Source organism: Tardiphaga sp. vice304, from assembly GCF_007018905.1.
Taxonomy (GTDB): Bacteria; Pseudomonadota; Alphaproteobacteria; order Rhizobiales; family Xanthobacteraceae; genus Tardiphaga.
This window is the reverse complement of the sequence record NZ_CP041402.1, coordinates 1,377,647-1,397,995: the sequence shown is the minus strand read 5'-3', so window position 1 is coordinate 1,397,995 and position 20,349 is coordinate 1,377,647. Positions and strand designations below refer to the sequence as shown.

22 protein-coding genes are annotated in these 20,349 nt (G+C 63.9%); 13 read left to right on the top strand and 9 right to left on the bottom strand.

Features of this window, described 5'->3' with window-relative positions; translation table 11 throughout:
* Nucleotides 1-137 precede the first annotated feature (137 nt).
* From phoB to pstS, 6 genes are all read right to left on the bottom strand, one after another.
* On the bottom strand, nt 138-854 hold the full coding sequence (phoB, locus tag FNL56_RS06610; protein WP_143572052.1) for a phosphate regulon transcriptional regulator PhoB: 717 nt from the start codon (nt 852-854) through the stop codon (nt 138-140).
* Nucleotides 855-870: 16 nt separating this feature from the next.
* Entirely contained in the window at nt 871-1,581 is a 711-nt protein-coding gene (gene phoU / locus FNL56_RS06605) for a phosphate signaling complex protein PhoU (RefSeq protein WP_143572051.1), read from the bottom strand.
* A gap of 25 nt (nt 1,582-1,606) precedes the next feature.
* The gene (gene pstB, locus FNL56_RS06600; RefSeq protein WP_143572050.1) at nt 1,607-2,431 is read right to left on the bottom strand and encodes a phosphate ABC transporter ATP-binding protein PstB; all 825 of its coding nucleotides are present in this window, start codon (nt 2,429-2,431) and stop codon (nt 1,607-1,609) included.
* Nucleotides 2,428-3,273 carry a phosphate ABC transporter permease PstA gene (gene pstA / locus FNL56_RS06595; protein WP_143572049.1) on the bottom strand — a complete coding sequence of 282 codons (846 nt, stop codon included), beginning with the start codon at nt 3,271-3,273 and terminating at the stop codon, nt 2,428-2,430. The genes pstB and pstA overlap by 4 nt, the downstream gene beginning before the upstream one ends.
* A gap of 60 nt (nt 3,274-3,333) precedes the next feature.
* Nucleotides 3,334-4,332 (bottom strand): phosphate ABC transporter permease subunit PstC, encoded by a 999-nt coding sequence (gene pstC / locus FNL56_RS06590; RefSeq protein ID WP_143572048.1) that lies wholly within the window; start codon nt 4,330-4,332, stop codon nt 3,334-3,336.
* 242 nt (nt 4,333-4,574) lie between these two features.
* Nucleotides 4,575-5,585 (bottom strand): phosphate ABC transporter substrate-binding protein PstS, encoded by a 1,011-nt coding sequence (gene pstS, locus FNL56_RS06585; RefSeq protein ID WP_143572047.1) that lies wholly within the window; start codon nt 5,583-5,585, stop codon nt 4,575-4,577.
* Between the two features lie 303 nt (nt 5,586-5,888).
* On the opposite strand from pstS, the gene FNL56_RS06580 reads away from it, so the two are divergent.
* Nucleotides 5,889-6,320 (top strand): hypothetical protein, encoded by a 432-nt coding sequence (locus FNL56_RS06580; RefSeq protein WP_143572046.1) that lies wholly within the window; start codon nt 5,889-5,891, stop codon nt 6,318-6,320.
* A gap of 343 nt (nt 6,321-6,663) precedes the next feature.
* On the opposite strand, the gene FNL56_RS06570 is transcribed toward FNL56_RS06580, so the two are convergent.
* Both FNL56_RS06570 and mnmA read right to left on the bottom strand, forming a co-directional pair.
* Nucleotides 6,664-7,302: a class I SAM-dependent methyltransferase gene (locus FNL56_RS06570; RefSeq protein ID WP_143572045.1), complete on the bottom strand. Its 639-nt coding sequence runs from the start codon at nt 7,300-7,302 to the stop codon at nt 6,664-6,666.
* 16 nt (nt 7,303-7,318) lie between these two features.
* On the bottom strand, nt 7,319-8,521 hold the full coding sequence (gene mnmA, locus FNL56_RS06565) for a tRNA 2-thiouridine(34) synthase MnmA (protein WP_143576055.1): 1,203 nt from the start codon (nt 8,519-8,521) through the stop codon (nt 7,319-7,321).
* A gap of 327 nt (nt 8,522-8,848) precedes the next feature.
* On the opposite strand from mnmA, the gene FNL56_RS06560 reads away from it, so the two are divergent.
* The 8 genes from FNL56_RS06560 (at nt 8,849) to flbD (ending at nt 16,855) form a co-directional block, all read left to right on the top strand.
* Nucleotides 8,849-10,351: a flagellar hook-length control protein FliK gene (locus FNL56_RS06560; RefSeq protein ID WP_143572044.1), complete on the top strand. Its 1,503-nt coding sequence runs from the start codon at nt 8,849-8,851 to the stop codon at nt 10,349-10,351.
* A 10-nt stretch (nt 10,352-10,361) separates the two neighbouring features.
* On the top strand, nt 10,362-11,087 hold the full coding sequence (locus FNL56_RS06555) for a flagellar hook assembly protein FlgD (RefSeq protein ID WP_143572043.1): 726 nt from the start codon (nt 10,362-10,364) through the stop codon (nt 11,085-11,087).
* Between the two features lie 188 nt (nt 11,088-11,275).
* Entirely contained in the window at nt 11,276-11,551 is a 276-nt protein-coding gene (gene sciP, locus FNL56_RS06550) for a CtrA inhibitor SciP (RefSeq protein WP_002714638.1), read from the top strand.
* Between the two features lie 174 nt (nt 11,552-11,725).
* The gene (gene fliF, locus FNL56_RS06545) at nt 11,726-13,342 is read left to right on the top strand and encodes a flagellar basal-body MS-ring/collar protein FliF (protein WP_143581846.1); all 1,617 of its coding nucleotides are present in this window, start codon (nt 11,726-11,728) and stop codon (nt 13,340-13,342) included.
* A 6-nt stretch (nt 13,343-13,348) separates the two neighbouring features.
* Nucleotides 13,349-14,437: a flagellar motor switch protein FliG gene (gene fliG / locus FNL56_RS06540; RefSeq protein WP_143572041.1), complete on the top strand. Its 1,089-nt coding sequence runs from the start codon at nt 13,349-13,351 to the stop codon at nt 14,435-14,437.
* Nucleotides 14,437-15,063: a FliH/SctL family protein gene (locus tag FNL56_RS06535; protein ID WP_143572040.1), complete on the top strand. Its 627-nt coding sequence runs from the start codon at nt 14,437-14,439 to the stop codon at nt 15,061-15,063. The genes fliG and FNL56_RS06535 overlap by 1 nt, the downstream gene beginning before the upstream one ends.
* A 10-nt stretch (nt 15,064-15,073) precedes the next feature.
* Nucleotides 15,074-15,421: a flagellar motor switch protein FliN gene (fliN, locus tag FNL56_RS06530; RefSeq protein ID WP_143572039.1), complete on the top strand. Its 348-nt coding sequence runs from the start codon at nt 15,074-15,076 to the stop codon at nt 15,419-15,421.
* A gap of 54 nt (nt 15,422-15,475) precedes the next feature.
* On the top strand, nt 15,476-16,855 hold the full coding sequence (gene flbD / locus FNL56_RS06525) for a sigma-54-dependent transcriptional regulator FlbD (RefSeq protein WP_143572038.1): 1,380 nt from the start codon (nt 15,476-15,478) through the stop codon (nt 16,853-16,855).
* A gap of 134 nt (nt 16,856-16,989) precedes the next feature.
* Here the strand turns inward: flbD and FNL56_RS27590 are convergent, their stop codons facing one another.
* Nucleotides 16,990-17,157 (bottom strand): hypothetical protein, encoded by a 168-nt coding sequence (locus FNL56_RS27590; RefSeq protein WP_168202808.1) that lies wholly within the window; start codon nt 17,155-17,157, stop codon nt 16,990-16,992.
* A 178-nt stretch (nt 17,158-17,335) separates the two neighbouring features.
* Between FNL56_RS27590 and FNL56_RS06520 the strand changes: the two genes are divergently transcribed.
* The 4 genes from FNL56_RS06520 to msrB all read left to right on the top strand — a co-directional run bounded on the left by FNL56_RS06520 (nt 17,336) and on the right by msrB (nt 20,311).
* On the top strand, nt 17,336-18,445 hold the full coding sequence (locus tag FNL56_RS06520; RefSeq protein WP_143572037.1) for an ATP-dependent DNA helicase: 1,110 nt from the start codon (nt 17,336-17,338) through the stop codon (nt 18,443-18,445).
* 175 nt (nt 18,446-18,620) lie between these two features.
* Nucleotides 18,621-18,935, top strand: a complete 315-nt coding sequence (locus FNL56_RS06515) for a BA14K family protein (RefSeq protein ID WP_143581845.1) — start codon at nt 18,621-18,623, stop codon at nt 18,933-18,935.
* A 209-nt stretch (nt 18,936-19,144) separates the two neighbouring features.
* A complete protein-coding gene (msrA, locus tag FNL56_RS06510) occupies nt 19,145-19,861 on the top strand; it encodes a peptide-methionine (S)-S-oxide reductase MsrA (RefSeq protein ID WP_143572035.1) in 717 nt (238 codons plus the stop codon).
* A 36-nt stretch (nt 19,862-19,897) separates the two neighbouring features.
* Nucleotides 19,898-20,311, top strand: coding sequence for a peptide-methionine (R)-S-oxide reductase MsrB (gene msrB, locus FNL56_RS06505; RefSeq protein ID WP_143572034.1), 414 nt, complete (start codon nt 19,898-19,900; stop codon nt 20,309-20,311).
* The last annotated feature ends 38 nt before the right edge of the window (nt 20,312-20,349 follow it).

Below are 20,349 nucleotides of genomic sequence, written 5' to 3'. Positions count from 1 at the left end.
TTTACGAAAACGACGTTCGGTCTCTAGCCCAGCCGCGACGCACGGTTACCTCTCCCCGCCGGGGAGAGGTAACCGAGGGTCGCGGCTAGAATTTGATGTGGGATGGCAAGCAAGCGAGCGCTAAGAACTCTGCTCGCTCAGCTTGCCTGTTCGGCGCTGATGCTGGCGAAGCGGTCGTCCAGCGCGTAGCCGGCGCCGCGCACGGTGCGGATCGGATCCTGCTCGCCGCGCGGGTTGAGGATCTTGCGCAGACGGCCGATATGCACGTCGACGGTGCGCTCGTCGATATAGATATCGCGGCCCCACACGCTGTCGAGCAGTTGCTCGCGGCTGAACACCCGGCCGGGATGTTCGAGGAAGAATTCGAGCAGGCGATATTCGGTCGGGCCGAGATCGATCGGCCGGCCGGAACGAACGACGCGGCGCTTGTCGCGGTCGAGCTCTATGTCGCCGAACGACAGCACGGTCGCCAGCCGCTCCGGCGCGGCACGGCGCAACAGGCCCTTCACGCGGGCCAGCAGCTCCGGCACCGAGAACGGCTTGACGATGTAATCGTCGGCGCCGGTGGCCAGGCCTCGGACGCGTTCGCTTTCCTCGCCGCGCGCCGTCAGCATGATGATCGGCAGCGACTTGGTCTCCGGACGCGCGCGCAGCCGGCGGCACAATTCGATGCCCGACAGGCCCGGCAGCATCCAGTCCAGCACCACCAGATCCGGCACCCGCTCTTTCAAGCGGGTGTCGGCGTCGTCGCCGCGGGCGACGGTCTCGACCTCGTAGCCTTCGGCGTCGAGGTTGTAGCGCAGCAGCGTGGTCAGCGCTTCTTCGTCTTCGACCACCAGAATGCGCGCGTTCATGGGCTTGTCTCTCTCGTTAAACCGGGGCGTTGGCGAAATTGGTCATATCGCCCTTCGGGCGCTTGTCCAGGATCGCTTCGCCCTCAATCATGTAGAATACGGTTTCGGCGATGTTGGTGGCATGATCGCCGATCCGCTCGATGTTTTTGGCGCAGAACATCAGATGGATGCAGAACGAGATGTTGCGCGGATCTTCCATCATGTAGGTCAGCAGTTCGCGGAACAGCGAGGTGCAGATCGCGTCGATCTCCTCGTCGCCCTTCCACACCGCCATCGCCGCCGGCAGATCATGCGCGGCGTAGGCATCGAGCACGGCCTTGACCTGCGAGCGCACCAGATCAGTCATGTGTTCGAGGCCGCGGATCAGCTTCAGCGGATGGAAGTCGCTGTCCAACGCATTGACGCGCTTGCCGATGTTCTTGGCGAGATCGCCGATCCGCTCCAGATCGGTGGCAACCCGCATCGCGCCAACGATCTCGCGCAGATCCACCGCCATCGGCTGACGCCGGGCAATGGTGAGCACGGCACGCTCTTCGATGACGCGCTGCAGTTGGTCGATTTCCTGGTCGGCGGCGGCCACCTTCATTCCCAGCGGAATGTCGCGACGCACCAAGGCGTCGACGGAATCGGTGATCTGCCGCTCCGCGAGACCACCCATTTCAGCGACCAGCCGGGTCAATTCCTGCAGGTCGCCGTCGAAGGCCTTGGTCGTGTGTTCGAAAGCCATATCAATCCCTCCCGCGTTCAACGCGTCAGCCGAACCGGCCGGTGATGTAATCCTGGGTACGGCGATCTGTCGGCGAGGTGAAGATCTTGTTGGTCGGGCCGAATTCGATCAACTCGCCGAGATACATGAAGGCGGTGCTGTCAGAAACGCGCGCCGCCTGCTGCATGTTGTGGGTGACGATGGCAATGGTGTAGTCGTTCTTCAACTCGTCGATCAATTCCTCGATCTTGGCGGTCGAGATCGGATCCAGCGCCGAGCACGGCTCGTCGAACAGGATCACCTCGGGCCTGACCGCAATGGTGCGCGCGATGCACAGGCGTTGCTGCTGGCCGCCCGACAGGCTGAGACCGGAGGCGTTCAGCTTGTCCTTGACCTCGTTCCACAGAGCGCCGCCGCGCAGCGCCTTCTCGACGCGGCCATCCATCTCCGACTTCGAGATCTTCTCGTAGAGACGCACGCCGAAGGCGATGTTTTCGTAGATGGTCATCGGGAACGGCGTCGGCTTCTGGAACACCATGCCGACGCGGGCGCGCAGCAGGTTGAGATCCAGCTTCGGATCGAGCACGTTCTGGCTGTCGAGCATAACCTGACCCTCGGCACGCTGGCCGGGATAGAGGTCGTACATGCGGTTGAAGATGCGCAGCAGCGTGGACTTGCCGCAGCCCGACGGGCCGATGAAGGCGGTGACGCGGTTGGCGACCAGCGTCAGGTTGATGTGCTTCAGCGCGTGATGGTCGCCGTAATAGAAATTCAGGTCGCGGACGCTGACCTTGGAGCGCTCCTCGCCCATCGCCACCTGCGGCGGCAGGGAAACCGAGGATACGCCGGAAGATACGGATAGTTCACTCATTTCGCTGTCCTCTCGGCGCCGAGAATGCGCGCGCCAATGTTAAGGGCAAGTACGGCCAGGGTTATGATCAGAGCGCCGCTCCAGGCCAGCTGCTTCCAGTACTCGTAGGGGCTTTGAACGAAATTGTTGATGGTCACCGGCAGGTTGGCCATGGTCCTGGTGAGATCCAGGCTGAAGAACTGGTTGCTCAGCGCGGTGAACAGCAAGGGCGCAGTTTCGCCGGCGACGCGGGCCGTCGCCAGCAGAACGCCGGTGATGAGGCCGGCGCGGGCGGCGCGGTAGGCGATCCGCTTGATCACCAGCGAACGCGGCAGGCCGAGCGCCGAGGCCGCTTCGCGCAGCGGATTGGGCACCAGGCCGAGCATGTCCTCGGTGGTCCGGACCACCACAGGGATCACGATCACGGCCAATGCCAATGAACCGGCGAAGGCCGAGAAACCGCCCATCGGCACCACCACCGCGCCATAGACGAAAAGGCCGATGATGATTGAGGGCGCCGACAGCAGGATGTCGTTGATGAAGCGGATCACATCGGTGAGCCGGTCGTTCTTGCCGTATTCGGCCAAATAGGTGCCGGCGAACAGGCCGAGCGGCGCGCCGATGCCGACGCCGATCGCCGTCATGATGATCGAGCCGACGATGGCGTTGAGCAGGCCACCTTCGGCGGAGCCCGGCGGCGGCGTGTTCTGCGTGAACAACTGCACGCTGAGGCCGGCGAGGCCGTTGCTGAACAGCGTGAACAGGATCAGCGCCAGCCAGGAGACGCCGAAGATGGCGGCGCCGAAGCACAGCGCACGGATCAGCATGTCGAAACGGCGGCGGGAAGCGTAAATCGGGTTCATGACATCACCTGAAGCATGATGGCCTTATCCGAAAACCGGTATCCACTTTTCGGGGCCATGCTAGTTACCCGCCTTCTTTTCGAGACGCATCAGCATCAGCCGCGCGCCCGACAGCACGAAGAATGTCAGCACGAACAGCAGCAGGCCGAGCAGGATCAATGCGGACTGGTGCAGGCCATCGCTTTCCGCGAACTCGCTGGCGATCGCTGCCGAGATAGTGGTGCCCGGCCCGAATAGCGACCCGGAAATCCGGAACGAGTTGCCGATGATGAAGGTCACCGCCATCGTCTCGCCGAGCGCGCGGCCGAGCGCCAGCATGATGCCGCCGATCACGCCTACCTTGGTGTAGGGGATGACGACATTGCGCACGACTTCCCAGGTGGTGCAGCCGACGCCATAGGCGGCTTCCTTCAGTACCGGCGGCACCGTCTTGAACACGTCGACCGAGATCGAGGTGATGAAGGGCAACACCATGATGGCGAGGATCAGCGCCGCGTTGAACAGGCTGAGATAAGAGGGCGGGCCGGCGAAGATGGTGCCGAGAACCGGCACGCCTTCAAAAGTGGCGATCATGAACGGCTGCACATGATCGGCCAGATACGGCCCGAGCACGAAGAAGCCCCACATGCCGTAGATGATCGAGGGAATGCCGGCGAGCAGTTCGATTGCCATGCCAATCGGCCGGCGCAGCCACTGCGGGCACAGCTCGGTGAGGAAAATCGCGATGCCGAGGCCGACCGGAATGGCGATCGCCATGGCGATCACCGAGGTCACCAACGTGCCGTAGATCGGGCCGAGCGCACCCAGCACCGGCGGATCGTTGGCCGGCGCCCAGCGCTGCGTCCACAGGAACGCCAAGCCGTATTCCTTCATCGCCGGCCAGGCGCCCGCGATCAGCGAGAGAATGATGCCGCCGAGAAGCAGCAGGACGGACATCGCGCACAGGCGCGTGATCCAGTAAAATGCCTGATCACCGAACTTGAAGGCGCTCAGCGCCTTCGCACGATCATACGGTCCGGCAGCTTCCATCGACGAGCTCTGTACGGCCATATCTGCCACGCCAGTCCCCTGTTTTTACTGTACTGGATGCACGGGCGCATCGTTGAGAAATTCGAGCTGCGCTGATGCCGCGCTGCGGTCGTCGTTATGGTGAGCCACCAGTCCCGCGGCCCCCCCTTGCGGGGGAGGGTGGCGCGAAGCGCCGGGAGAGGGCGAGCCGCAAGCGCCGTCGCCCGGCGCCCCCCTCTCCCTGCCCCTCCCCAAAGAGGGGGGAGGGTACACTACTGCCAGCTTGTGATCGCTCAGCTCTTGATGTCAGCCGACCAGGTCTTTTCGATCAGCTTGACGACCGGCTCCGGCATCGGAATGTAGTCGAGTTCCTCGGCCATCTTGTCGCCCTTCTCGAAGGCCCAGGTGAAGAACTTGATGGCTTCGGCGGAGGCTGCCTTGTCGGCTGGAACCTTGTGCATCAGGATGAAGGTTGCGGCGGTGATCGGCCAGGAGGCGTCGCCCGGCTGGTCGGTCAGGATCACGTAATAGCCGGGAGCCTTGGCCCAATCGGCGTTGGACGCGGCGGCCTGGAACGAGGCGACGGTCGGCTGCACGGTCTTGCCGGCCTTGTTGATCATGCCGGCATAGGTCAGCTTGTTCTGCTTGGCGTAAGCGTATTCGACGTAACCGATCGCGTTCTTGGTCTGGCTGATGTTGCCGGCAACGCCTTCGTTACCCTTGGCGCCGACGCCAACCGGCCATTCGACGGCGGTGCCCATGCCGACCTTGGTCTTCCAGTCCGGGCTCGCCTTGGCGAGATAATCGGTGAAGTTGAAGGTGGTGCCCGAACCGTCCGAACGGCGGACCACGGTGATGGCGGCCGAGGGCAGTTTCAGCTTGGGGTTCAGCTTGACGATCGCGGCGTCGTCCCACTTGGTGACCTTGCCGAGATAGATGTCGGCCAGCAGTTCGCCGGACAGAACCAGTTCGCCGGAAGCGATGCCTTCAAGGTTCACGACGGGAACGATCGCGCCCATCACCATCGGCCACTGCACGAGTCCGTCTTTTTCGAGCTGCTCAGCCTTGAGCGGCGCGTCGGTGGCGCCGAAGGTCACGGTCTTGGCCTGGATCTGCTTGATGCCTGCGCCGGAGCCGATCGACTGGTAATTCAGGCCATTGCCGGTCTCTTTCTTGTAGGCGTCAGCCCACTTCGAATAGACCGGGAAGGGGAAGGTCGCGCCCGCACCGGTGATGTCGGCAGCGAATGCCGAGGTCGAAGCGGCCATCAGGCCGACTGCGACGATTGCCTTGAGGAATTTCATGGGTGATCTCCGTTGGGTCAAGGGCGCCCGTCCCGGAGCCCTGTGCCGCCTCTTTACGAGCCTGCTGTGGAGCTAATATTGCAATTGGATGACGTTCATGTGACACGGCATTTCATCAATGATTTCAATGATAAAACCCGTTTCCCCGGAGCTGTGCGAGCGATATTTGGCCGGTTATGGAAGGTTCGATCGTAGACGGGGGTACCAGACGATACCGCGGACTTAGCGCCGCATTAACGAATTGCTAACGCTGGTCTCCGATGAATAGATGCGCGGTTTTCGCGCTGCAATCGAGGCAGGCCCATGTTTGAGCACTTCCCGAGGTTTCGTGCCCAGCACTATCTCCGCGGCATGATCGGCGAGCGCGAATTCAAGGCGCGTTCGGCTTCCCGTGACGCCGAGACCGACAGCGGGCGCGTCCACGCGATCCTGCTGGCGATCGAGCAGGCCTTGACGGGTGCCGAAAAGGAACATGCCGGCCTCACCCGCCGGGTCGATGACGTGCTGTCGCGCGCCGCCGTAACCTTTGGCAACGGCAATGATGAGTATCTGACGCGCGAACCGCTCGACAGCGATCATCTCGATCTGTTGGAGAAGGAGATTTCCAACGGTCAGCGCCGGCTGCGCGAACTCGTCGAGGGCATCGCCAACTACAAATCCATGAGAACCGTGCTGCTGTCACGCTTCGCCGAGCACGAACCGCAACGTTCGGGGACGGCCCCCACTTCTATTTAGGTCGTACGCTTTGATCGGTGGTGGAATTGCCGGGGGGCGGAAGTACCGGGGTCGTACTGGCGTCCGGCGCAGGCACGCGCATTTCTGTATCGATCCCACCGGGCGGACACAACACGCCATCGGATCTGGCCAACCTGTCGCTCAAAGGCTCGGAATTCCGGCCGGATGGCGCGCGCTCAGGTGACAACGTCCCCTGCTGCGGATCGGTCTGCGTCGGCGTGCAATTCGCCGCCTGCGGGAACGCAATGCCCGTGCCGGCGAGTGAAAGACTGACGATCAACAGCGTTGACGTGAACTTCATCGGGGTCAACGGCGCGACCGCCTGCATGTTCCGATCGGCACATCAGGTTTTGCGGTACCGGATCAGCGAAAAATGGCCCATCGGGGGCATCGGACGGCGTTCGGCCAGGGTGATGCCTCCATGTCCGGCAGCCCAGTCCACCAGCCGCCCCCACGGAAACTCGGGACGCCAGCCGAGCCGGCGCGCCAATGGCGCAAAGGCCAACTCGAACAATTTTCGCGGGCCGCTTTCAGCACCGATATGGTTCACAAGGATCAGCTCGCCGCCAGGCTTCAGAACGCGAATGAAATCGTCCAGCGTCGCTTCGGGATCGGGCACGGCGGTGATGACGTACTGCGCCACCACGGCGTCAAAGTAGTCATCCGCAAAAGCGAGGTTCTTGGCGTCCATCACCGCCAGCGTCTCGACGTTGGTCAGGTTCAGCGCCTTCACGCGCTGATGCGCCTTGCGCAGCATCGGCTCGGATATATCGACGCCGCAGATCCGGGTGGTGCGGGAATAATCGATCAGCGACAGCCCGGTGCCGACGCCGACGTCGAGAATACGGCCGCCGATCCGGTCGGCCTCGATGATCGTGGCCTGGCGGCCGGACTCGAATACCTTGCCGAACACGATGTCGTAGATCGGTGCCCACAGCCCGTAAGCCTTCGCGACCCCCGCGCGGTCGATATCGCCAGCCATTTCCTGCCCTGATCTCTTAGATACGCAACGCTGCGACCAGCGGCTGCTGAACGTTAACATCCCTGGCCGGACGACCAACAACGCTGTTTGCCGCCGCGCTTTTGATGAAGCCGCCGCCTAGCACGCGGGCCTGGCCACTGGCGGCATCATAGAACACGCAGGCCTGGCCGGGCGACACACCCTCCTCGCCGCCGACCAGTTCGATCTCGTAACCGCCACTCACCGCGCGCAGCCACGCCGGCTGCGGACCGCGGGTCGAGCGCACCTTGACGAACAGTTCGAGCCCGTCGCCGACCGCCGCATCCAAAGTGCCGCCGCCGATCCAGTTGATGTCACGCAGCGCGATGCGGTGCATGCGCAAGGCCTCGCGCGGACCGACGATGACGCGCCGGGAGGCGGCGTCGAGCTTGATGACATAGAGCGGCGCACTCGCCGCAATGCCGAGGCCGCGGCGCTGACCGACGGTGAAGTGCACGATGCCCTCATGACGGCCGATCACGCGGCCATCGAGATCGACGATGTCGCCGGGCTCCAGCGCGTTCGGCTTCATGCGCTCGATCACGTCGGTGTAACGGCCGGACGGCACGAAGCAGATGTCCTGGCTGTCCTGCTTGTCGGCAACCGACAGGCCGAACTGCCGCGCCAGTTCGCGGGTCTGCGGCTTGGTCATGTCGCCGAGCGGAAAGCGCAGATAGTCGAGCTGTTCCTGCGTGGTGGCGAACAGGAAGTAGCTCTGGTCGCGATCGGCATCCGCAGCGCAAACCAGCGCGCGCGAGCCATCGTCCAGACGGCGCGAGGCGACGTAATGGCCCGTGGCCAAGGCCTGCGCGCCGAGTTCGCGCGCGGTGGCCAGCAGGTCGCGAAACTTGACGGAGCGGTTGCATTCGATGCACGGCACCGGCGTTTCGCCGATGGCGTAGCTGGCGGCGAAATTGTCGATCACCGACTCGCGGAACTTACTCTCGTAATCCAGCACGTAATGCGGAATGCCGAGGCGTTCGGCGACGTCACGGGCGTCGTGGATATCGCGACCGGCACAGCAGGCGCCCTTGCGGTGGGTGGCGGCGCCATGGTCGTAGAGCTGCAGCGTGATGCCGACGACATCATAGCCCTGCGACTTCAGCAGCGCGGCCGTCACCGAGGAATCGACGCCACCGGACATGGCGACCACGACCCTGGTGTCCTGCGGATGGCCTTCGAGATCCAGACTGTTGCGCATGGGTTCGGTCATCGATGCGACCGGGCTGGCTGCGAGCCGCCGCGATCAGGAAAAGGGGAACGGATCGAGGAACGCGAGCGTGTTCCGGCGATGGCTGGGATGCTGCACTTTAATATAGGCCGACTTCCGCTCAGGCAATCACGCTGGCGGCCCCGCAACGGCAATTCTTGCCGACAGGCAGAAACAAAGTAGCGGAAACGCTCGCTAGCTCTTGGCACCGTTCCTATAACATATTGAAATGTATAGATTTATTTTTTCTGGACCGCGTGGCCCGGTCTTTGCTCAAGGAACACTGGAACTCATCTCGAAAGGCCGGCCGTGGTTAGCGTGACGTCAGATATCGCCTCAAACGTATCGTTTGCGCCTGCGCGATCGAAGTCGGTCCGCGACGACAAGCCGGTCGACGCCGGCAGCTTCAGCGCGATGGTCAACAACAATACCGCTAACAGCGCCAAAGACCGGCCGGATTCCACCCTGCCCGAGGCACCGTCGCCGTCTCGCGACGACCAGCGGCCGGCCAAGGCCGACGACCGCGCGCAGCGCAGGGACTCCCGCGCCGATGCTGCCGCCGCATCGGACGCCCGCAATCAGGACGCCCAGACCAAGGCCGCCAGCGACCGCGCCGACGCCACCGACAACAGCAAGGCCAATAGGCCGGTCCGCAGCGACAGCAAGCCGGACAACGGCAAACTCGAAAAGGATGCGGCCAAGGATACGAAAGACGCCCAGGACGGCAAGGACACGAAGGACGCCGCCCCGACGGACGCCGCCGCGGTTCCTGCCGAATCGGACAAAGCCGTGCCGGTGGCCGCGGTTGCCGTCGTCATGCCTGTGGTTACCGCCTCTGTAGACACTGCCTCGGCACCGGTCGACGCCTCAACCGGCGCGACCGCGCCGCTGGCGATTGCCGCCGCGGTGTTGAAGGCCCAGGCCGCCGCCGCGGAAGCCACGGCTACGACCGGCACCGAAGCTGCCGCAGAGACCGCGACGCCGCCAACCACCGATCCGGATTTTGCCGCCCTGATCGCCGCCGCCACGCCAGCCGCGGCCAAGACCGCCAGCAAGGAAGCCAAGCCGACGACCGAGAGCGACGCCAAGTCCGAAACGACGGGGACCGCGACGGGGATCGCGCCGCAGCCGACGCAGGCCACCGCATCGACTACGAAGGACGTCAAGAACGGTACCGGCGACGTTTCCGCCGATGGCGTCAAGCCGGACTCCGGCAATGCCGCGGCAAAGCACGCCGCGCATGCCGCGCATGAGCGCGCTACGCCAGATACCGTGCAGCCTGCATCGACCGATGCGCCCCAGCCGACCAACATGACGACGCAGCCGCCGCTGCCGACTACGGCCCCCATCGTCGCCACGGCGCCGCAGTTCACGGCCACGCTCGCCGCCAATACGCCGGTGCCGCTGAGCGGCGTCGCCGTCGAAATCGCGCAGTCGGCACAATCCGGCAAGAGCCGCTTCGACATCCGTCTCGACCCGGCCGAACTCGGCCGCATCGATGTCCGCCTCGACGTCGACCGCGACGGCAACGTCACCTCGCATCTGACGGTGGAGAAGCCGGAGACGCTGGCGATGCTGCGTCAGGACGCGCCGCAGCTGCAGCGCGCGCTGGAGCAGGCCGGCATGAAGACCAGCGACGGCGGGCTGCAGTTCAGCCTGCGCGACCAGTCGCAGGGACAGCAGCAGAACAACGGCGACAATTCCGGGCGTCAGTCACAGCGTCTGATCATCAGCGAAGACGACTCCATCCCGGCGGTTTCCGTCGGGCACAACTACGGCCGCATGCTGGGATCCAGCCGCGGCATCGATATCAGTATCTGAGGAGAGAGCCATGGCCGTTGATTCAATATCCAAGCCGGCGCCGGTCGTATCTGGAACAGTCGCCAGTACGTCGACGTCGACCGATACCAGTGCAACGACGACGACGGGCATTGCGGATAATTTCCAGACCTTCCTGAAGCTGCTGACGACGCAGCTGCAAAATCAGAACCCGCTCGATCCGCTGGACACGAACCAGTTCACCCAGCAGCTCGTGCAGTTCGCCGGCGTCGAGCAGCAGCTCAAGTCGAACGACCAGTTGAAGGCGCTGGTCGCAATGCAGAAGAGTGCCGCGGCCACCGAAGCGCTGGTCTATGTCGGCAAGACCGTCGCCGTCGATGGCGCCACCGCCAAGTTCGACACCTCGGCGACATGGAATTTGAACGCCGCCACAGACACGACGACCTCGACGATCAACATCACCAACTCGGCCGGCGCCACGGTCTACAACGGCACTTTCGCGCTGAAGAAGGGCGACTCCAGTTTCGTCTGGGACGGCAAGGGCAATGACGGTACGCAATACCCGGCGGGCTCCTACACGATCAGCGCAACCGGGAAGGATTCGAACGGCCAGACCGTGGCGATCTCGACCGAGGTGCAAGGCGTGGTCGACTCCGTCGATCTGACCGCCAGCCCGGCGCTGTTGTCGATCCAGGGCAACAATTACACGACCGACAAGATCAAGCGCGTGGTGCGCACCGTCGAGAACACGACCCCGGTGACGACGCCCGCGAGCTGATCAGGCTTGAATGACTTCCAGCTCCGCCCGGATCGTCGATCCGGGCGGAGCTCTTTCCGGCCCAAAGCGTCGCCTTCCCGACCCGCTCCAGATCGATTCACATTGAAGTTACAGGCTTAGGCAAATTTTAAGTCGCCGGGCGTAGGTTCTCATAGTGAGTTCAGTGGTTGAGAGTTTGTGAGTACGCCATGACAGAACCCCATCGCCCGAGGGTCAAATACGTCATCGGGCCTGACGGCAGTCCGTTAACAATTGCGGATCTGCCTGCACCCGGGACGAAACGGTGGGTCATCCGCCGCAAGGCCGAAGTGGTTGCCGCCGTCCGCGGGGGCCTGCTTTCCCTCGAGGAAGCCTGCAGCCGCTACACGCTGACAGTCGACGAATTCCTTTCGTGGCAATTCTCGATCGACCAGCACGGTCTCGCGGGCCTGCGGACGACCCGCATCCAGCAATACCGCCAATAAGCGAATCTTCCCGATATTTCCAATTTGACGAAAACCGGCTCCCTCACGGGAAGCCGGTTTTTGCCATTTCGTGCGGTATTTCCGACCTGTTAACCCGCGTTAACCATATCGAAACCATACCGTAGGCAAAATCTGCCCAGTCGGTCCCTCGGGCCGCGGTTCAGGGGCTGGTTCGTGCAGGGTCTGCTAAGTTTCCTCAAGGGGTTGGGCGCCGCGCGCCTGATGGCGATGGTTGCGGTAACGGCCGCGCTGATCGGCTTTTTTGCGTTTGTTATCATGCGGGTAACGATGCCGCAGATGACCACCCTATTCACCGACCTCAGCGTCGAGGACTCCTCGGCAATCATGAAAGACCTGGAGCGCCAGGCGATTCCCTACGAGCTCAAGAACGACGGCGCCGCCATCATGGTGCCGAAGGACAAGGTCACCAAGCTGCGCATGAAGCTGGCCGAAGGCGGCCTGCCCAAGGGCGGCGGCGTCGGCTACGAGATCTTCGACAAGTCGGACGCCCTCGGCACCACGTCTTTCGTCCAGAACATCAATCATTTGCGTGCCCTGGAAGGCGAATTGTCGCGCACCATCCGCGCCATCGACCGCGTCCAGGCTGCCCGCGTCCACCTCGTGCTGCCGGAGCGGCCGCTGTTTTCCCGCGAGACCCCGGAGCCATCGGCCTCGATTGTGGTTCGCGTCCGCGGCCAGCTCGATCCGCAGCAGGTCCGCGCCATCCGTCACGTCGTCGCCTCCGCCGTCAACGGATTGAAGCCGAACCGGGTGTCGATCGTCGACGAGGCCGGCATGTTGCTCGCCGACGGCGCCGAAGGCGATCCGGCCAATGGCGGCAATGGCGACGAACGCCGGATCGGCTTCGAGAAGCGGATGCGCAACCAGGTCGAGGCGATCGTCTCCTCGGTGGTCGGCTCCGGCCGTGCCCGCGTCCAGCTCACCGCCGACTTCGACTACAACAAGGTCACCCAGACCTCGGACAAGTTCGACCCCGAAGGCCGCGTGCTGCGCTCCAGCCAGACCCGCGAAGAATCCGCGGCCACCGCCGCCGCTGACGGTCAGGTCACTGTCGCCAACGAGCTGCCGGGTGCCCAGGGCCAGGGCGGCGCGACGGCGCGGGACCAGAGCAAGAAGTCGGAAGAAACCAACAATTACGAGATTTCCCGCACCACCAAGACCGAAGTCACCGAGGCCGGCCGCGTCAACCGGATCTCGGTCGCGGTGCTGGTCGACGGCGCCTACACCAAAGGCGAAAAGGGCGATCTGATCTATCAGGAGCGCAGCAAGGAAGAGCTCGACCGCATCGGCCAGCTGGTCCGCTCGGCGATCGGCTTCGACCAGAAGCGCGGCGACCAGGTCGAGATCGTCAATCTGAAATTCGCCGAGGCCCCGACGGTGGTGCCGAACGCGGAGCCGACCGGCCTGCTCGGCGCGCTGCAATTCACCAAGGACGATGTGATGTACGTCATCGAGCTGGCCGTGATGATGCTGCTCGGCCTGGTGGTGATGTTCATGGTGATCCGCCCGCTGGTCCGCCGCATCCTCGCCAGCGACCCGGTCGCCGCGCTGACCGGCCCCGGCGGCGCGCATGCCGCGCTGACCGACGGCACCGCAGTCGGCGCCGACGGCCAGGCGCAGATCCCCGCCGGTGGCGCCAGCGCGATCGACATCGCCACCGTGCAGGGCCAAGTCTACGCCCAATCCGTTCACCGCGTCGGCGAACTCGCCGACCGCAATCCCAACGAAACGGTAGCCATTGTCCGTCAATGGCTCACCGAACCGGCGTAATCTGAAATGGCCGTCCCCGCGACCCAGACCGACAATACCAGCGACATCTCCAGCGTCATCGCATCGCTGGCGCAGCGCCAGGGTGGCCGCCCCGCCACCAAGCCGCTGAGCGGCCCCAAGCGCGCGGCGATCCTGATGCTGGCGCTCGGCGAACAATATGGCGGCAAGATCTGGGCATTGCTCGATGACGATGAGGTACGCCAGCTGTCCGGCGTGATGTCGACGCTCGGCACGGTCGAGCCGGAAACGGTCGAAGACCTGATGCTGGAATTCGTTTCGCGAATGTCGGCGTCGGGTGCCCTGATGGGCACCTTCGACGCGACCGAACGGCTGCTGACCCAGTACCTGCCCTCCGAGCGCGTCAACGGCATCATGGAAGAAATCCGCGGCCCCGCCGGCCGCAACATGTGGGAGAAGCTCTCCAACGTGCAGGAAGAAGTGCTCGCCAATTACCTCAAGAACGAATACCCGCAGACCATCGCCGTGGTGCTGTCGAAGCTGAAGCCGGAGCATGCTGCGCGGGTGCTGGCGATCCTGCCCGAAGACCTGGCGCTCGACGTCGTCGGCCGGATGCTGAAGATGGAGACGGTGCAGAAGGAGATCATCGAGCGTGTCGAGTCGACGCTGCGCACCGAGTTCATGTCGAATCTGTCGCAGACCCGCCGCCGCGATGCCCATGAGGTGATGGCAGAAATCTTCAACAATTTCGATCGCCAGACCGAGACCCGTTTCATCACCTCGCTGGAAGAAGACAACCGCGAAGCCGCCGAGCGCATCAAGGCGCTGATGTTCACCTTCGACGACCTCGTCAAGCTCGACGCCGGCTCGGCGCAGACCCTGATGCGCAACATCGACAAGGACAAGCTCGGCATCGCGCTGAAGAGCGCCAACGAGGATGTCCGCAGCTTCTTCATGGGCAACATGTCGTCGCGCGCCGCCAAGATGTTGCTCGACGACATGGCCGCGCTCGGGCCGGTGCGCTTGCGCGACGTCGACGAGGCGCAGGCGCTGCTCGTCAACCTCGCCAAGGACCTCGCTGCCAAGGGCGAGATCGTCCTGACCAAGAACCGTGCCGACGACGAACTGGTGTATTAATGGCAGCTCCGGCAAAATTCCTGTTCGACGTCGATTTCGCCGCGCCCGACAAGGCGCGCGCGCCCGTGGCCACGCCCGCGGAGATCGCGGAGCAGATCGCCAACGCCGAAGCCCACGCCTACCGCGCCGGTTTCGACGCCGCGCAGCGCGAAGCCAAGGCCGCGAGCGACCGCCGCGCCGCGCTGGCGCTTGAGGAAATCGGCGTCGCCATCTCCTCGATCTCGATGCGGTTTTCGGCGATCGAGATGCGGATGGAAACAGAGGCCGTCGAGGTTGCGGTCTCGGTAGCGCGCAAACTGTGCAGCGAGCTGATCGCCACCGAGCCGCTCACTGAGATGATGGCGCTGGTGCACGATTGCTTCAAGCATCTGGTGGCGACGCCGCACATCGTCGTTCGCATCAACGACCAGCTCTATGACGAAGCCCGCGAGCGGATCGAGAAACTGGCCAAGCAGAGCGGTTTCCAGGGCAAGCTGGTGATCCTCGCCGAGCCGGAAATCGAGAGCGGCGACTGCAAAATCGAATGGGCGGACGGCGGCGTGCTGCTGGAACGCGCGGCCATCGAGACCAAGATCAACGAACTCGTGGGGCGCTATATGGCGGCCCGCAACCAGGCACGGCCATGAGGACGAAACGATGAGCAATGACACCCACATGCCGCTTCCCGACCTCAATGCGGCCGAACCGATCGCGATGGGCGACGTCGGCTACAGCGAGGACGAACAGGTCACGCGGATCGCCGCCGACCTCGAAGCGGTATTCGACGTGCCGGTGCAGGTCTCGGCCGTGCTCGGACGTTCCAAGATGGATGTCGGCGAACTTCTCAAGCTCGGACCTGGCACCGTGCTGGAGCTCGACCGCAAGGTCGGCGAGGCCATCGACATCTACGTCAACAACCGGCTGGTTGCGCGCGGCGAAGTGGTGCTTGTCGAAGACAAGCTCGGCGTCACCATGACGGAAATCATCAAGGCAGAACGCTCGTAACGCGAACGACGCAGCGCCCGGACGGGCGCGACCAAGAGATCACAGGAGACCACCATGCGGCTTCTCATCGTCGGCACCCTCAAGGGCCAGCTCACCACCGCCACCAAGATCGCGATGGACAACGGCGCCTCCGTCGTCCACGCCGAGGATCTCGATCAGGCGATGCGGGTCCTGCGCGGCGGCAAGGGCGCCGACCTGCTGCTGGTCGACGTCGCGCTCGACATCCGCGATCTCGTGATGCGGCTTGAAGCCGAGCACATCCACGTGCCGATCGTCGCCTGCGGCATCACCAATGACGCCCGGGCCGCGGTCGCAGCCATCCATGCCGGCGCCAAGGAATACATCCCGCTGCCGCCGGATCCCGAGCTGATCGCCGCCGTGCTGGCGGCGGTCGCCAACGATTCCCGCGACCTGATCTACCGCGACGAGGCGATGGCCAAGGTGGTCAGACTGGCGCAGCAGATCGCCGGCTCCGACGCCTCGGTGATGATCACCGGCGAGTCCGGCACCGGCAAGGAAGTGCTGGCACGCCACGTCCATGCGCGCTCGCACCGCGCCAAGAAGCCGTTCATCAGCATCAACTGCGCGGCGATCCCCGAGCATCTCCTGGAATCCGAACTGTTCGGCCACGAGAAGGGCGCCTTCACCGGCGCCATCGCGCGCCGCATCGGCAAGTTCGAGGAAGCCACCGGCGGCACGCTGCTGCTCGACGAAATCTCCGAGATGGACGTGCGCCTGCAGTCGAAACTGCTGCGCGCGATCCAGGAACGCGTGATCGACCGCGTCGGCGGCACCCGCCCGGTGCCGATCGACATCCGCATCATCGCGACCTCGAACCGCAACCTGTCGGACGCGGTGCGCGAAGGAACCTTCCGCGAGGATCTCTTGTTCCGGCTCAACGTCGTCAATCTCAAGATCCCTCCCTTGCGCGAACGCCCGCTCGACATTCTCGAACTGGCGCAGCACTTCGCCAAGAAATACGCCGACGCCAACGGCGTGCCGGTGCGGCCGATTTCCGCCGAGGCGCGGCGCGTGCTCACCGTCAATCGCTGGCAGGGCAACGTCCGCGAGCTGGAAAACACCATTCACCGCTCGGTGCTCATGGCCAATGGGGACGAGATCGGCGCCGATGCGATCCTGACACCGGACGGCGACCGCCTCGACCTCGCCAAGACGGCGCCGGCGGTGGCGCATGCCACCTTCGCCGCCGAGCAGGTGACGCGGGCGCTGGTCGGCCGCACGGTCGCCGATGTCGAACGCGACCTGATCCTGGAGACGCTGAAGCACTGCCTCGGCAACCGCACGCACGCGGCGAACATCCTCGGCATCTCGATCCGCACGCTACGCAACAAGCTGAATGAATACGCCGACGGCGGCCTGCCGATCACGCCGGCCGGTTCGGGCGACTATCGCGCGATGGTGGCGACGGGTTAACGGAAATCGAAGGCCTCTCAGCCGTCATTGCGAGGAGCGAAGCGACGCGGCAATCCCGAAGGCCACCAAATCGGCAAGAACTGTATTGCTTCGTCGCAAGGGCTCCTCGCAATGACGAGGAGAGGTCGGAGTCCTCACGAATACTTCGGCGCGTCCGGCTTGCGGAAGATCTGGATCGGCTCGCCGGGCACCAATTGCGGCCGGGTGAACATCACATAGGCATATAGCGCGAGGTAGCCGATCGCGATGGCTCCGACCACGTAGATCACAATGGTCCCCGCGCGCTTCAATCTGCTACCCACCGGGATCTCCTGTCCGCGACCGGCGTTTTCGCCGGTGCCTGCGCGCTCTTACCTGCGCCATAAGGCGATTTTGGGCAACCGTCCCCGCCGGGGCGCGCTTGCACCAATCGCGCGAATGGTTAGCTTGCCCCTGTGAGTCGCGGCCGCATCGGGCGGGCCGGGCTTTTCCCGAGACGCCATGCCGACCTTTACCCCGCATCAGGATGCCGCGCTGAAAGCCGTCGATGACTGGCTCAAGGCCAAGCCCGGCAAGAACGGCACGCCGCCGGTGTTCCGGCTGTTCGGCTATGCCGGCACCGGCAAGACCACGCTGGCGCGGCACATCGCCGACAATGTCGACGGCGAGGTAAAATACGCCGCCTTCACCGGCAAGGCCGCGCTGGTGATGCGCAACAAAGGCTGCGACGGCGCCTCGACCATCCATTCGCTGATCTACCGCGCCCGGGAATCCGGCGAGGAGCAGCCGAATTTCGAACTGTGGGACGACGCGCCAGCCTCCAAGGCCAAGCTGATCGTGATCGACGAATGCTCGATGGTCGACGCCGATCTCGGCCGCGACTTGATGTCGTTCGACTGCCCGCTCTTGGTGCTCGGCGATCCCGCGCAGTTGCCGCCGATCCAGGGCGGCGGTTTCTTCACCGACTGCGAACCCGACATCATGCTGACCGAGGTGCATCGCCAGGCCGAGCACGATCCGATCGTGCGGATGTCGATGGACGTGCGCCTCGGCCGCGAGCTCGATATCGGCCGCTACGGCGACAGCGAAGTCGTCTCGCGCAAGGAGCTCGATCCCGAGCGCGTGATGGCCGCCGACCAGGTGCTGGTCGGCCGCAACAACACGAGGCGGTCGTACAATATGCGGGTCCGGCAGAAGCTCGGCATCGAGGACCCGCTCCCGGTCGCCAATGACAAGCTGGTCTGCCTGCGCAACAACCGCAAGAAGGTGCTGTTCAACGGCGGACTGTGGCGCGTCAAGGCGCGCGCGGCGTCAAAATCGGCGATTATCACCATGCGGCTGGCGCCCGACGAGGATTTCGGCGGCAAGGTGACGAAAGTCTCGGTGCGCGCCGACTGTTTCAGCGGCGGCGTCGAGGCACTCACCTGGGACCAGCGCAAGCCCTATGACGAGTTCGACTACGGCTACGTACTGACCGTGCACAAGAGCCAGGGCTCGCAGTGGGACGACGTGGTGCTGTTCGACGAAAGCTTCGCCTTCCAGGAAAGCCGGGCGCGCTGGCTCTATACCGGCATCACGCGGGCGGCCAAGCGCCTCAGCATCGTGGTGTGACATCGAATCTGTCGAAGATATATCCGGACGCTAATTGGAACGTTGCAGCGCGGCATCCGTTGACCCTGATCGAACATCAGGAGAGTTCATGTCCAAATTAAAGACTTTGACATCCGTTGCGCTGATCGGCGCCACTGCGCTGTCTTTTTAGGTCCCGGCGATCTCGGCGCCCATCATGGTGCAGCCACGGCTAATTCAGTCCAGCGCCTCGCTGCCGACTGAAAACGTGCAGTATTACCGTGGCTACGGTTACGGCGGCGGTTATCGTGGACGCGGTTATGGTTATGGTCACCGCGGCGGCGGCAACGGCGCGCTGATCGGCGGCCTCGCGGCCGGCGCGATCATCGGCGGCGCAATTGCAGCCGGCGCGGCCCAGCAGAATGCGCAGTCCCAGCAGAATGCCAATTACTGCGCGCAGCGTTACCGATCGTATGACCCGCAGTCGGGCACCTACCTTAACAATGACGGCAATCGTTACCCCTGCCCGTAGTACAAGGCGCAGACGAAACAAGCCGCGGGACGCAAGTCCCGCGGCTTTTGCGTGGGGGGTTAACAACACTCACGAAGTCGTGTCCGCTGGCCTGTAACGCTTCGCGTCGGGCTGCGTACCTTGGAGTATCGGACCAGTCGCGCCGATTGCGAACCACGCGCCACGGTCTAGAATGCCGCTCATCCGGCTCTCACCCAAGAGGACATGCCATGCGCTCCACCCTCAGCCGCTTCACGCTTTGCGCCGCCGCGATCGGCGCGCTGGCTATTTCCGCCGTCTATGTCGCGCCCTCCTTCGCCGCCGAGGAGGCCGTCATCATTCCGGCGCCGGCTATGGACGCCAAGGCGACCACCGGCCTGCAGACCGCGGTGATCGCGGGCGGCTGTTTCTGGGGGGTGCAGGGCGTGTTCCAGCACACCAAGGGCGTCGTCAATGCGGTGTCCGGCTATTCTGGCGGCGCCAAGTCGACCGCGAATTACAGCGCGATCGGCTCTGGCACGACCGGCCATGCGGAAGCCGTCGAGATCAAATACGACCCGCAGAAGATCAGTTACGGCAAGATCCTGCAGATCTACTTCTCCGTGGTGCACGACCCGACGCAGTTGAACCGTCAGGGACCGGACAGCGGCACGCAGTATCGCTCGGAAATATTCACCACCACCGCCGAGCAGAAGCAGGTCGCGGACGCCTATATCACGCAGCTCAATGCCGCAAAGGTCTGGAATAAGCCGATCGTCACCAAGGTGAATGCGTTGCAGGCGTTCTATCCCGCCGAGGCCTATCACCAGGACTACCTGACGCTGCACCCCAATCAGCCCTATATAGCGATCAACGATATTCCCAAGGTCGAGAACCTGAAGAAGATCTTCGCCGAGCACTACAGCGAGAAGCCGACCCTGGTGAGCAGCGTAAAGGTCACGAACTGACCGAGCTCATCCAGTACGGCGCGTGAGGGAGAAACCATGAGCGATACGAAAACGGCCACGGGTAAGATCGAAAAGTCAGAGGCCGAATGGCGCAGCGAACTGACTCCGATGCAATATGCCGTGCTGCGCGAGAAGGCGACCGAACGGCCAGGCACCGGCGAATACGAGCATAGTCACACGCCCGGCACGTTCGTTTGCGCCGGCTGCGGCCAAACGCTGTTCGAGTCCGACGCCAAGTTCGACTCCGGCTGCGGCTGGCCGAGCTTCACGCAGCCGGCCCAGGACGGTTTTGTCGATGAGGTGCGCGACGTCAGTCACGGCATGGTGCGAACCGAGGTGCTGTGCTCGAAATGCAATGGCCACCTCGGCCACGTCTTTCCCGACGGGCCTGGACCGACCGGATTGCGCTATTGCATCAACTCGGCGGCCTTGAAACTACAAGCGAAGTAATTAGCTGGTTCCTACCGAGCTTGTTAACCGCCCTGTGT

Coding starts and splice junctions, on each gene's coding strand:
- phoB (WP_143572052.1), bottom strand. CDS start 854: ATGAACGCGCGCATTCTGGTGGTCGAAGACGAAGAAGCGCTGACCACG.
- phoU (WP_143572051.1), bottom strand. CDS start 1,581: ATGGCTTTCGAACACACGACCAAGGCCTTCGACGGCGACCTGCAGGAA.
- pstB (WP_143572050.1), bottom strand. CDS start 2,431: ATGAGTGAACTATCCGTATCTTCCGGCGTATCCTCGGTTTCCCTGCCG.
- pstA (WP_143572049.1), bottom strand. CDS start 3,273: ATGAACCCGATTTACGCTTCCCGCCGCCGTTTCGACATGCTGATCCGT.
- pstS (WP_143572047.1), bottom strand. CDS start 5,585: ATGAAATTCCTCAAGGCAATCGTCGCAGTCGGCCTGATGGCCGCTTCG.
- FNL56_RS06580 (WP_143572046.1), top strand. CDS start 5,889: ATGTTTGAGCACTTCCCGAGGTTTCGTGCCCAGCACTATCTCCGCGGC.
- FNL56_RS06570 (WP_143572045.1), bottom strand. CDS start 7,302: ATGGCTGGCGATATCGACCGCGCGGGGGTCGCGAAGGCTTACGGGCTG.
- mnmA (WP_143576055.1), bottom strand. CDS start 8,521: ATGCGCAACAGTCTGGATCTCGAAGGCCATCCGCAGGACACCAGGGTC.
- FNL56_RS06555 (WP_143572043.1), top strand. CDS start 10,362: ATGGCCGTTGATTCAATATCCAAGCCGGCGCCGGTCGTATCTGGAACA.
- sciP (WP_002714638.1), top strand. CDS start 11,276: ATGACAGAACCCCATCGCCCGAGGGTCAAATACGTCATCGGGCCTGAC.
- fliG (WP_143572041.1), top strand. CDS start 13,349: ATGGCCGTCCCCGCGACCCAGACCGACAATACCAGCGACATCTCCAGC.
- FNL56_RS06535 (WP_143572040.1), top strand. CDS start 14,437: ATGGCAGCTCCGGCAAAATTCCTGTTCGACGTCGATTTCGCCGCGCCC.
- fliN (WP_143572039.1), top strand. CDS start 15,074: ATGAGCAATGACACCCACATGCCGCTTCCCGACCTCAATGCGGCCGAA.
- flbD (WP_143572038.1), top strand. CDS start 15,476: ATGCGGCTTCTCATCGTCGGCACCCTCAAGGGCCAGCTCACCACCGCC.
- FNL56_RS06520 (WP_143572037.1), top strand. CDS start 17,336: ATGCCGACCTTTACCCCGCATCAGGATGCCGCGCTGAAAGCCGTCGAT.
- FNL56_RS06515 (WP_143581845.1), top strand. CDS start 18,621: ATGGTGCAGCCACGGCTAATTCAGTCCAGCGCCTCGCTGCCGACTGAA.
- msrA (WP_143572035.1), top strand. CDS start 19,145: ATGCGCTCCACCCTCAGCCGCTTCACGCTTTGCGCCGCCGCGATCGGC.
- msrB (WP_143572034.1), top strand. CDS start 19,898: ATGAGCGATACGAAAACGGCCACGGGTAAGATCGAAAAGTCAGAGGCC.